10 protein-coding genes and 1 pseudogene are annotated in these 11,264 nt (G+C 36.5%); 10 read left to right on the top strand and 1 reads right to left on the bottom strand.

The annotated features are described in order from the left end of the window. On the top strand, positions 1 to 1,429 hold a 1,429-nt coding region (locus BHC43_RS00550), incomplete at its 5' end, for a VENN motif pre-toxin domain-containing protein (protein WP_180297398.1). A gap of 15 nt (positions 1,430 to 1,444) precedes the next feature. Continuing rightward, positions 1,445 to 1,852 carry a hypothetical protein gene (locus BHC43_RS00545; RefSeq protein ID WP_100156182.1) on the top strand — a complete coding sequence of 136 codons (408 nt, stop codon included), beginning with the start codon at positions 1,445 to 1,447 and terminating at the stop codon, positions 1,850 to 1,852. A 22-nt stretch (positions 1,853 to 1,874) separates the two neighbouring features. Here the strand turns inward: BHC43_RS00545 and BHC43_RS10970 are convergent, their stop codons facing one another. Then, on the bottom strand, positions 1,875 to 2,087 hold the full coding sequence (locus BHC43_RS10970; protein WP_100156181.1) for a SymE family type I addiction module toxin: 213 nt from the start codon (positions 2,085 to 2,087) through the stop codon (positions 1,875 to 1,877). A 316-nt stretch (positions 2,088 to 2,403) separates the two neighbouring features. Between BHC43_RS10970 and BHC43_RS10965 the strand changes: the two are divergent. From BHC43_RS10965 to BHC43_RS00490, 8 genes and pseudogenes are all read left to right on the top strand, one after another. Continuing rightward, positions 2,404 to 2,727: pseudogene (locus BHC43_RS10965) on the top strand (polymorphic toxin type 47 domain-containing protein); the annotation flags it as partial. Positions 2,728 to 2,729: 2 nt separating this feature from the next. Continuing rightward, positions 2,730 to 3,200 carry a hypothetical protein gene (locus BHC43_RS00525; RefSeq protein WP_100156179.1) on the top strand — a complete coding sequence of 157 codons (471 nt, stop codon included), beginning with the start codon at positions 2,730 to 2,732 and terminating at the stop codon, positions 3,198 to 3,200. Between the two features lie 102 nt (positions 3,201 to 3,302). Further along, positions 3,303 to 3,869, top strand: a complete 567-nt coding sequence (locus tag BHC43_RS00520; protein ID WP_100156178.1) for a hypothetical protein — start codon at positions 3,303 to 3,305, stop codon at positions 3,867 to 3,869. A gap of 80 nt (positions 3,870 to 3,949) precedes the next feature. Then, on the top strand, positions 3,950 to 4,201 hold the full coding sequence (locus BHC43_RS00515; protein WP_100156177.1) for a hypothetical protein: 252 nt from the start codon (positions 3,950 to 3,952) through the stop codon (positions 4,199 to 4,201). Continuing rightward, the gene (locus tag BHC43_RS00510) at positions 4,202 to 4,552 is read left to right on the top strand and encodes a hypothetical protein (protein WP_100156176.1); all 351 of its coding nucleotides are present in this window, start codon (positions 4,202 to 4,204) and stop codon (positions 4,550 to 4,552) included. 934 nt (positions 4,553 to 5,486) lie between these two features. Beyond that, positions 5,487 to 5,978 carry an Imm42 family immunity protein gene (locus BHC43_RS00500; protein ID WP_218966436.1) on the top strand — a complete coding sequence of 164 codons (492 nt, stop codon included), beginning with the start codon at positions 5,487 to 5,489 and terminating at the stop codon, positions 5,976 to 5,978. 1,103 nt (positions 5,979 to 7,081) lie between these two features. Further along, entirely contained in the window at positions 7,082 to 8,851 is a 1,770-nt protein-coding gene (locus tag BHC43_RS00495; protein WP_100156174.1) for a ShlB/FhaC/HecB family hemolysin secretion/activation protein, read from the top strand. Between the two features lie 284 nt (positions 8,852 to 9,135). Continuing rightward, the coding region (locus tag BHC43_RS00490; RefSeq protein ID WP_144078724.1) for a two-partner secretion domain-containing protein at positions 9,136 to 11,264 on the top strand (2,129 nt) is incomplete at its 3' end.

Genomic DNA, 11,264 nt, shown 5'->3' with positions numbered 1-11,264 from the left:
GCCAAAAGAGCAGTATCCAGAAGCAATAGATCCCGCCACAGGAGAAATAGACCCGAACAGATTGCCGGAAAACGTAAAAGGAAGCATAAGAGACCTATCGTCAGCGATAGGGACAGTAGCAGGGGGACTAAGCGGAGGAACACTGAGTAATGCGCAGATAGCAGGAGAGCTTGGGCAAAATGCAGTAGAGAATAATGCCTTAATTAACAGCAAAGGAGAAAGCAAGCTTAATGCACAGGAAAGAAAAATAAATGAAAAGCTGAAAAAAGCGGGGGTACAAAGTGCGGATGATTACCAAAGAAAATACGATGCATGTCAAACCAAAGAATGTCAACAACAGGTTATAGAGAATTACAAAAAAGCCTCAGAAGAGGCCTCACAAATCATACTAAGTCTGTATCTGAAAGGACAGCTGACAGAAGAAGAGTCCAAGATATTACTAACCAGCTATGCCAGCAAGATGATGCAAGGAGCAGGAGAGAGTCAGGATGGATGGGGAACCCCGATATTTAATATGGATGCCCAGAAATGGACACCGTCAGGAAAAATAGCCAATGCTGCGTTCCAGAAAATAACGCTCACAAATCTAGTAAGAGATATGAAGCAATCAGGAGCAACAGAGCAGCAAATAGGGATGCGGGTACTGCAATTCCAGATAGCAGGGCAAGCCCTAAGTTCATATTCACTATCAGATCAGGTAGATGCATTGTACGGGACAGGGATGAGTCTGGGAACAATGCTAAACGTTATGAGCATAAAACGCGGAAAAGCGTTTTCAATGGATGAAATAAAGGCCATAACCAACCGATATAATAGTCATAGTGGAAGTCTAGTAACAGCAAACGGAGTAGTAATTAAAGATAAACCGCAACCTTCTACGGTAAGTGAATCACGTGGTGGGAAGCAGAGTGGAGGGAAAGGGAATACTGAACCAAAGGCAAGTAAAGATGGCGACAAAGTGGCTAGTAAAGCTGGAAAGGGGACTAATGCAGGAAAAGGAACTAATGCTGGAAAGGGAACGAATGCAACTCAAATCATTATAGATAAAAATAAATTTGTGACTCCAGATTTACCTGGAGTGGCACAATCTCGGGTCAATGTTGCAAATGTAACTTATGATAATGGAAAAATTAGAGGTTTTGAGTATGCCATGGGGAAACATGGTGCTGATAGCTCTGTTCCAAATAAAAGTCGCTTTCTAATTGGAAATGATGAAGTTAAAACACTTTTACAACGCCCTGATATTGTTAATAAACCTGTTTATAATCCAATTCAAATAGGAGGAAAGGTCGAAACAAATAAATTTGTACGACAAGTGGATGTAGGTAAACCAATAGGCTTTGATCAAAGTGGAAATAAAACTTCGGTTATAACTATTATCACTGATAGGAAAGGGAATTTGATAAACACATTTCCGGGTAAATTGTAATTTAAAAGGATAACTATGACTCTGATTAATTTAAAAAAAATCCGTGAAAATAATGAAGATGATGATTTAGTATTATATCGAACGTTTCACGAAAATAATGGGCGTTACTTAGAAAGAGAAGGTGAGTCAGGAAAATTTAAAATACTATGGAATATTGATGATGCTTCATCTTCTGTATTTAAAGAGCCCCAAGATATTAATATGTTAATGGATGATCTTGAAACTGTGTTGAATGAGGCGCATTCTGAAAATGACAATGAAATGTGTAATCACATAAAAGAAATATTTGTTCTCTGTAAGCTCTGTTTATGGAATAGCGGTAAATTTTATTTAGAATTTACTCCTTGGGGAGTAATATTGGATAGTTATCCCCGCTGCCTTCCTGATAAATATAGATTTAACATATCAACTATCGACGAATGATTGCCTAAGCTACTACGAGCATTTAAACGGCGGAGCTTTTATTACTTTTTAAACTTGCTTCAAGTTCAATAATTAACTTGCCCTGTTCAATCTGAATGATAACAGGGCAGCCCACATAAAAGCCTATCTGCTCCAGCCACCAACCTTCAATGGTCAGTTGTGGTCTGGGATTGGGTTTTATGCCTTGTGGCACATAACCGACATTATAAAACTGCTCATTGGGTTGTGGTGCCAGTGTTTTGCATGTTGTTGGATTTAGCTAAAAATATGAATATGCCATGTTTAACTCCTTTGAAGTTAGTTGTGTTAGCGGGTAGCAATGGAGGTAACCGCTAATCTGCGTCATTATGAGCAGCTATGCCAGCAAGATGATGCAAGGAGCAGGAGAGAGTCAGGATGGATGGGGAACCCCAATATTTAATATGGATGCCCAGAAGTGAATCACGTGGTGAGAAAAAGAGTGGAGGAAAAGGAACAAGCGATTCTTCAAAACAAAGTCAAACTAAAGTAAATTCACATAGTCATCCAGCTTTAAAAATGGTTATAAATGGAAACCTGAGAACGATCTTGATTTAAGGGGAACAGGAAAAACTTTTCAGGATGCGTTAAATGAAGCATTTAAGCGAACAGGTTATAATAAATCTGAATTTATTCCCGTTAGATGGTCAAAAACAGCAGATGGAAAAAGTATACCTGTCCAATATAATGGTCCAAATGGCGCAACTGTTAATGTAGACATAGGCCATAAAGGTAGTAATTCATTAGGGGTACCGCATGTTGGTTACAAAGTAGGAACTAAGGGAAAAATAACAGGACATATATTGTTAGATAAAGTACCAGCTAATAGATATCCTGGTCAACCAATGGAAAAATAAATATGACAAAAGAAAATATCAATGAGCTAATTAAAACAGGTAGGTTAATAACTTATTATTTATTCAGAGATGCAAGGAAAATTGGATTAACCCTCTCTGAATTGCCTTTTGAAGAAGGAGTAGAATTTAGAAAAAAAACAATAGAAAAATATTATGATTCTTTAAGAATAAATATTATTTTGCCCCATACACAAATGGTTTTTCCAGACATGTGGGGAATTATTGGAGAGATAAATGAAATAACTGATAATTTTTTAATTTTTTTTGATGGTTACATGGATCGTCACGTTATTGAAATGAACAATATACATAATTTTGCAAAATTAGTAGAAGAAACAATTATATTTGATTTTTATATAATAAATAGAGAATTAGATTATTTAATTCAGTGGGATTCAAGTTGCCAAATATTAATTGGAGCAGGAAAAGCAAAAGAATGGGTAGAAAGTTTAATAAAACGACATTCTAAATAAATAATAGATTTTAAAGCAACTGTTATTCATCACAGATTCATTTCTGATGGTATTATCAATTGAAAACCTAATCAGAGAGTACAAAACAATTAATAATATTATATGAGTAATGCGCAGATAGCAGGAGAGCTTGGGCAAAATGCAGTAGAGAATGATTATCTAAGTTATGCACAAGAAGATCAGAAAGAGATAGCGCAATGCACCAATATCTATTGCAAAACTAAAGTTGAAACACAATGGTTAGGAATAAGTGCAGGCCAACAAGCAAGCTTTCAGACGGGTGTGTTAGCAGCAATGCCAGCATATGCATATGAATCGGTAGAAGAGTTGGGTAATTTATTACTAAATCCCGTAGAAACCTTTAATGCATTAAAAACATTATTTAAAAATGAAAACGTATTAGGCAATGTAAATGAAGCATTAAAAGAATCTTACCAAAAAAGGTTAGATAACATGCTATCCGAATATCAAAAGGCAAGAACATCAGGAGCATATAATGCAGGGCTAGAAGCAGGAAAAATAGTAATGGATATGGCCACATTGGCAACTGGAGTTGGAGGAGTAGTAAAAGGGGGCGTGAAAGTAACAGAAAAAACGGTAGCCAAGGTAGTCAATGCAGCCAAGAAAAAGGTGCTAGTATTGCTGGAAAGGGAACGAAGCTCGAAATAGATCCAAATAAATTTGATTATCTTTATGGTAAAGTAAATAGCGGATTACATAATACTGCTCGTTCAACTCAATTATCCCAAATGATGAGACGGCTTGGGCTACAGACCAATGAGTCAGGTACAGCGGTTTTAACAGAACACTTTAATAAGGTAATAAATACAAAAGGTAATGTTATTGATACTTATAAAAAAGGTTCCCAGAGTTTTGAAGTTAGAGAATCTTTCTTAATGGGGTCTTCTGGAAAAGGTACTATATTACACACGTCATTTGAAATTATGACAGACGGTTCTCGTAGATTTGTAACAACAATTCCTAAAGAAGGAAAAAAATAAATGTTTATTCGATCTTTTCCAGATGAAATAGATTTGTTGGCTTTTTTTGAGGGAGAGCCTATTTTTCAAAATACAAAGGATTTGCACTTTGCATATAAATATACCGATCAAAATGAAATGTCTCTGATTTTTTCGTTTAGTGCAACTGAAGGTTGGATACAAACAGTTATAGAGTTTAAACAGAAAAAAATAGCGCACAATCTAATTGAGGGTGTAGAATATTTTAAGAAAGTAAAAGATGTAGATGGCGAGTTCCTAATGACTGAGGTTGTACTTGAAGATTCTAGAACGAAGGTTGAAATAAGATTACAGCCCTTTATTGTTACTAAATTTTTAACGTTAATAAAATAATTAACTTATCTGTCTTTGATTTAATCATAAGGTTGATATTATTAAGGATAAATCTATATCTTTTTATTTTATATAGGATCCTTAATTCAAATCACCAACAGTCTCGGCTGAGCATTAATGGTTACCTGTTGTCCACTGGTAAAGCCATAGGATTCCAATTACCGGCCTTTAATGGTCAGTTGTGGTCTGGAGTTGGGCTTTATACCTTGTGGCACATAACCGACAGTATAAAACCGCTCATTGGGTTGTGGTGCCGGTGTTTTGCCTGTTGTTGAATTTAGCTAAAAATATACCTTAGTCATAATTAACTCCTTTGAAGTTAGTTGTGTTAGCGGGTAGCAGTGTTGGTACCCGCTAATCTGCGTCATTATTTACTGTGTTGTGTTACTTTTTTCTTTAGGAGCTTAGATTTAACCAATTAACTGTTTAGCCTGATATTTTAAAATCATGGCAGCTAAAATCTCTTTTACCGATTTCTGTTCGTCCAGCTTTTACTGTTCAACCGCTCAAACTTAAGCTTAAGCTCGTCCTATAATTCACGCTTACCATCTTTATATATCAGCCAATCGGTTATGATATTAAAGGTAATGATAATCTTCTTCATTATATCTAAAGCATGTTTGACTCCACCTGTTGCATAGCGGCGGATCTGAGTCAAATGTCTACTCGAATACTAAGCATACGCTAGGGGGAAATGGTAATAGAAAAATGCAGGTATTGAACCACAGAATTCTTTTAATCTTTTTGAAGAATCAGTATCAATAAAAATAAATGGTGTAGAACAAACAGCCAGATATACTTAAGACAAAAATGGTGACATACATAGATTCTCGTATGATAATGTGAGTAGTTATCATTGGTCTGGAAGTACAGCTGATAAAAATAAACTTGAATTAAACAATCAAGTTAAAGCTGCATTAAGAAAACAGCACGGATGGAAAATAAAATGATTATTGGAAATTTAGAACAAATTGGTATCCAATTAGAATATATTATTGAATTCAAGTCACCAAGCGGACTTTTTAATTTTATTATTGATGATGAATTGATACCGGGAAAAGGAACAATTACTGATCTTTTTATGGTTATATCATCATTGAAAAACACTTTTCACTATAATTTAGATGAAAAAAATTTTGAAATAGGTAAGAAAAAAATAGAAGATATTAATTTTGCTGATGGTGAACCAGAAAATTTAATCTATGTTGATTGTAGTGAGCTATCGGATTACGGATGTGTATTTTGGTTAGGTTATGACGGAGATGAAGAAAGATTATTTTACTCAAATGATTTTGAAAAAACCTTTCGTGAACAAAGATATCCAAAAGGAACATTAGCCAATTTAATAGATAGCTTACCAAATTCTTTTGAATTAAAAATTAATAGAATTAATGACGATATTACAAATACAGAAATTATAAGCTGATGGAATGATATGAAGATCGATTAGAAATTAACATTTCATAATGAATTGATTAATATTAAGCTTATTATAATTTGTATCTGAAATAAACAAATGCATTTTGAAATTGTAGGCAATTTAAATTTAGAATGCATTTTTATTTTTTAATTTTGAATATAAATAATCACTGATTGATCTAGCCAATGCTGTAGATACTTTACATCAGAGCAATGCAGACGACCGTACCAAAACCCTTCAAGGGATGGCCGCATTAGGACAAGGCTACATGGTGTACAGCGCAGCTCAAAGCGTACAAAGTGCCATGCAGAACAACGCCAAAGTTGTGTCAGATGCCTGAGTTAGTTTGTGTTATTTATACAATTGTAAAAAGCAGGTTTAAAAGCTTATCGAAGAATTCTACTGATAGCCAAACATCGCTTTATTATTTCTGTGCGTCTTAAAATGAATGAGATTTCTTCAGAATATCCAGTTGGTAGAAAACCAACATCTAAGGGTAAGTTCTGATCTGGATTAAGTTTTGTGCCTTATTGTGCCTATCCCAAGCATAAAACAGCTCATTGGGTTATGGTACCGGTGATTTGTTTTTGTTGATTTTAGGGTAGGATAAATCCTAGGCATAGTTAACCTTTTTATAATTAGTTGCGTGAAGTAGCATTGGGTGTTCGAGCACCTAAATACTGCGCTGTTATTTATAGTTTTTTTCTTTTCTTCCTAAAAGTTAGTATAAATTGTTTCTTACTTAAATAGTGGTTTTTTGGGAAGAAATTTATAATTTTTTAATATCAATAAATTTTATTGATTCATAGACCAAACATACAACAAATAAAATTGGTTTTATAATTTAATATTTTATTTATATGTACTTTTTGAAAAGTATTTGCAAAAAAAAGTTTAATAAAATAATTAAAAAATATTATAAATCATAATATTATAAAATATCGACAATATGATGATTTCTAAAAAATAATATACAAGTTTCATTTTATTTTATATGCATTTGTTATTTTGAAATTTAGTATTAAAATTTACATAAAACTTTATAAATGATTGGTTTTATTAATTTAAATACTTTATTATTAACTAATATAAACATTAGAGTTTTAATAATGAAGACCAAAAAAAAAATAATATTGTTTGCCTTTTTATGTGGGCCATTATTACAAGCATATGCAGCACCATTACCAAGTCCTGCTGAAGCTGCTGATATTCAACAGCAGCAACAGGTGATACGTGAGCAGCAGAGGCAGAAACAATTTCAGCAAAACATGATGCCAGATGTAAATGTCAGGTTGGAACAACCGGAAACTTCAGAAGTAATGAGGAAACTGCCGCAAGATGAAAGCCCCTGTTTTGCAATTAAACAAATCAAGTTAGATGGAAATCCAGCTGAACTTTTTCAGTTCGCTTTAAACACGGCGATTTATCGCAGTAAGTTTAAATCTGGTATGTGTCTGGGGGGCAAAGGAGTGAATTACATTATGAATTTGGCTCAGAATGCATTGATAGAACGTGGATATACGACCTCTCGTATTTTGGCTAGTCCACAGGATTTAAGCAAAGGAGAATTAGTCTTAACCATGATACCCGGGCGCATCCATGAAATCCGATACAATTTAGATAATGCCAACCAAACCCATGTAGGTCGAATTCGCCATATACAGAATGAGTTTCCAGTTAAAAGTGGAGATATTCTCAATCTAAGAGATTTAGAACAGGGATTGGAAAACTTGAAACGCGTACCTACTGCAGAAGCAGATATACAGATTGTACCGGCAGAAGCACCAGATGAAAGTGATGTCGTGATTACATGGGTACAGCGCAAAATTCCACTGCGCTTAAGCTTTAATATGGATGATTCTGGCAGTCATGCCACGGGCCGTTATCAGGGAGGTGTGACTTTATCAGTGGATAATCCACTAGGCTTAAGTGATTTATTCTATGTTAACTATAATCATGATCTGGGCAGCAAAGACAGTGTTTTTGATGGCGAAGGGAACAAAACTGGTAGTGGAACACATGGTTATGCCATGCATTATTCAGTTCCTTTTGGGAACTGGTTGCTGGCATACAACCAGAATTATTACCGTTACCATCAGGCAATAGCAGGTTATAACCAAAATTATGATTATAACGGCAGCAGTGAAAACATGGATTTAGGTCTGACTCGCCTGCTTTACCGCAATAGCCACCGTAAAATAGACGTAAGCGCTAGAATATGGCGGCGAAAATCACACAACTATATAGATGATGCCGAAATTGAAGTCCAGCGTCGGCATACTGCCGGTTGGGCACTGGGTCTAAATCATCGGGAATATATCGGGAATGCCATATTGAATCTAGGCGCAGGCTATAAGCGTGGTACCGGTGCTGATAATAGTTTACATGCAGTAGAGGAGGAATTTGGTGAAGGTACGTCACGGATGGAGATTATTTTCTTAGATGCTTCATTGTTTAAACCGTTTAGTCTGGGTAAATACAATTTCAGCTTTGATACTTCGTTTCACGGGCAATGGAATAAAACGCCACTCACTACACAGGACCAGATATCAATTGGCGGACGTTATACCGTACGTGGATTTGATGGCGAACTAACACTGATGGGAGAGCAGGGTTGGTACTGGAATAATAATCTGAATTGGCAATTCTTGCCGGGACATCAGGCATATCTCGGGCTCGACGTAGGTCACATAACTGGGCGAAACAGCGAAATACAGCTCGGAAAAACTCTTGCAGGCACTGTACTCGGATTAAAAGGACAATTTAGGGCCGGCGGGAACTGGTATTACGATGTTTTCATGGGTAAACCGCTCTATAAACCGCAGTATTTTCATACAGACAGAACCACATTTGGATTTAATCTAAATTATTCCATTTGAGTTTTAAAAAAGATTTATTGAAAACTTCATGGTACCAAGGCAAGAGTGCATCACTCACTTGAAGATGGCAAAACAAAAATAGTTTAATTATTTTACAAAGGACAGAATATGTTGATAGTACTAATCTATTTAAATAATTATCTTATCTGTAAAAGCGTAAGCAAAATTTTAAATGTAAGTTGTACGATAAATTGGTTTTTGTGAAACTAATAATGATAATTAAATATTAAAATTGCATTATAAATCATATCGATAACTTTATATCTACATTAAAGGTAAAAAAAATGAACAAAAATTTATTTAAAGTCATATTCAATAAAAAACGTGGCCAGATGATGGCTGTAGCAGAGAACACTGTTCGTGATGGTAAAAGCACAGCAGACACCACTGCAGCCAGTTCCAGAGTCATAACATCTGATGCAGTAAAATTAGCCGGTATACCAGTACTTGTCTTCTCGATATTGGTAGGTTTCGGCTTATGTACTTTAATAGTCAACCCTAGCCGTGCTGAAGTTATTCATGCTGATCCGTCTGCACCAAAAAATCAACAGCCCACTATTTTGCAGACAGCAAACGGCACACCCCAAATTAATATTCAGACTCCAAGCAAAGCAGGTGTATCCATTAACCAGTACAGACAATTGGATGTCAGCAATAAAGGAGCGATTTTAAATAATAGCCGCAAAAATGCCCAAAGCAGGTTGGCAGGTTGGATACAGGGAAATCCTTGGCTGGCCAATGGTGAAGCGAGAGTGATTGTCAATCAGATTAACAGCACCAATCCCAGCCAGCTTAATGGTTATATTGAAGTAGCTGGCAAACGTGCTGAAGTGATTATGGCCAATCCGGCTGGTATCAATATTAATGGCAGTGGCTTTATAAATGCCGCTGGTGTCACACTGACCACAGGTAAACCTGTTATCAATAACGGAAATGTCAATGGTTATGAAGTACGGGGAGGAAACATCAACATAAATGGCGGCGGACTGGATGGCAGTGGTACAGAATACACGCGGATATTGGCTCAGGCAGCGCAGATCAATGCAGGCATTTGGGCCAATAATCTGAACATTACCACCGGTAATAATGATATTGATACAGCTGGTTTAGTAACTACTAATTTGCCAGCTTCAGCAGAAAATAAACCGGCAGTAGCCATAGATACAAGCAATCTGGGCGGAATGTATGCTGGCAAGATTGTATTAGTCAGTACAGATAAAGGCGTAGGCATCAATAATGCTGGGCAGATTTTTGCTGGTACCGGCAATATAACCATAAATGCAGATGGTCGTCTGATGAACAGTGGCAGTATCGTTGCCGCTGATAAAAACAACTCAGGAAGTGATGTATCCACTGCCACCATCAATAGTGATGAGATAACCAACAGTGGGACACTATCTAGTCAAGGCAGAATGCAACTGAGCAGCAGGCAGTTGAATAATAGCGGAATACTGACAACAGCCGATGAGCTGAACATCAGGCAGCAAGCTTTAATTAATCAGGGCGAGATCAACGCCGGCCGGATAGATATAGTTGCCGATAATGTGTACAACTTGAACGGTAAAATAATTCAGACTGGAAAACAAGTATTAAATCTTGATTCGAACAAACTGGAAAACCGTAATAATGGTCTGATAGGCTATGCACCGGCCAATGCAACTCAGCCGCACAAACCCGATTTAACAGAGCCGAGCAACCAACCCAATCCGACAGAATCAACTACCACTGTCAAACCACCGACCACAGCCGTAGGTGAAGGGCAAACGGAAACAGTGACCAATCCTGTTTCTAAAACTGAGTTTGCCACTGGACAAATCATTAGCAGTCAGGAAGTGATTAACGATAATGGCCAGATAATCGCTAATGGTGGGATTGAATTGGATGCGAAAGCAGGATTGCGTAATCACGGCGCCTTGAATCTAAATAACTTAAGCGTCAATGGTGAGGAATTTAATAATCAGCAAGGCAAACTAACAGCCGGCAAAGCAATAATCAATACCGATACCATTGATAATCGTGAAGGAGAAATGACCACTAATGAGCTGTTATCAGCCAGAAGCAATAGGCTGGATAATCGTAAAGGTAAGCTGCAATCAGCCGGCAGCATGGAAATCAGCAGTGCACAGTTGAACAATAGCGAAGAAGGACTTATTGCCGCACAAAATCAGCTGGATATACAAAGTGAAGACTTCAATAACAGCCTGAAAGGAAAAATACAGGCGGGAAAGACATTGAATGTAAAAGTGGGCAATCTAAATAATCAACAGGGAAGCATAAATAGCAACATTCTGAATCTGAGTGCTGACTATGTTGATAACAGTTCGGGAGCAATTCGTACGAATGATAATTTAAAAGCTCAGATTAACCGTAATCTGAATAATCAGAACGGAATTTTTGGAAGTGGAGCAGACCT

Source organism: Snodgrassella alvi (assembly GCF_002777855.1).
In the GTDB taxonomy this organism is placed as follows: Bacteria; Pseudomonadota; Gammaproteobacteria; order Burkholderiales; family Neisseriaceae; genus Snodgrassella; species Snodgrassella alvi_E.
Note: the sequence above shows the minus strand (reverse complement) of the source record. Positions and strands in the feature narration are given on the sequence as shown.

Bases quoted from the DNA above. Each gene is read 5' to 3' on its own strand.
- BHC43_RS00545 (WP_100156182.1), top strand. From the start codon at position 1,445: ATGACTCTGATTAATTTAAAAAAAATCCGTGAAAATAATGAAGATGAT.
- BHC43_RS00495 (WP_100156174.1), top strand. From the start codon at position 7,082: ATGAAGACCAAAAAAAAAATAATATTGTTTGCCTTTTTATGTGGGCCA.
- BHC43_RS00525 (WP_100156179.1), top strand. From the start codon at position 2,730: ATGACAAAAGAAAATATCAATGAGCTAATTAAAACAGGTAGGTTAATA.
- BHC43_RS00500 (WP_218966436.1), top strand. From the start codon at position 5,487: ATGGAAAATAAAATGATTATTGGAAATTTAGAACAAATTGGTATCCAA.
- BHC43_RS00510 (WP_100156176.1), top strand. From the start codon at position 4,202: ATGTTTATTCGATCTTTTCCAGATGAAATAGATTTGTTGGCTTTTTTT.
- BHC43_RS00520 (WP_100156178.1), top strand. From the start codon at position 3,303: ATGAGTAATGCGCAGATAGCAGGAGAGCTTGGGCAAAATGCAGTAGAG.
- BHC43_RS00515 (WP_100156177.1), top strand. From the start codon at position 3,950: ATGATGAGACGGCTTGGGCTACAGACCAATGAGTCAGGTACAGCGGTT.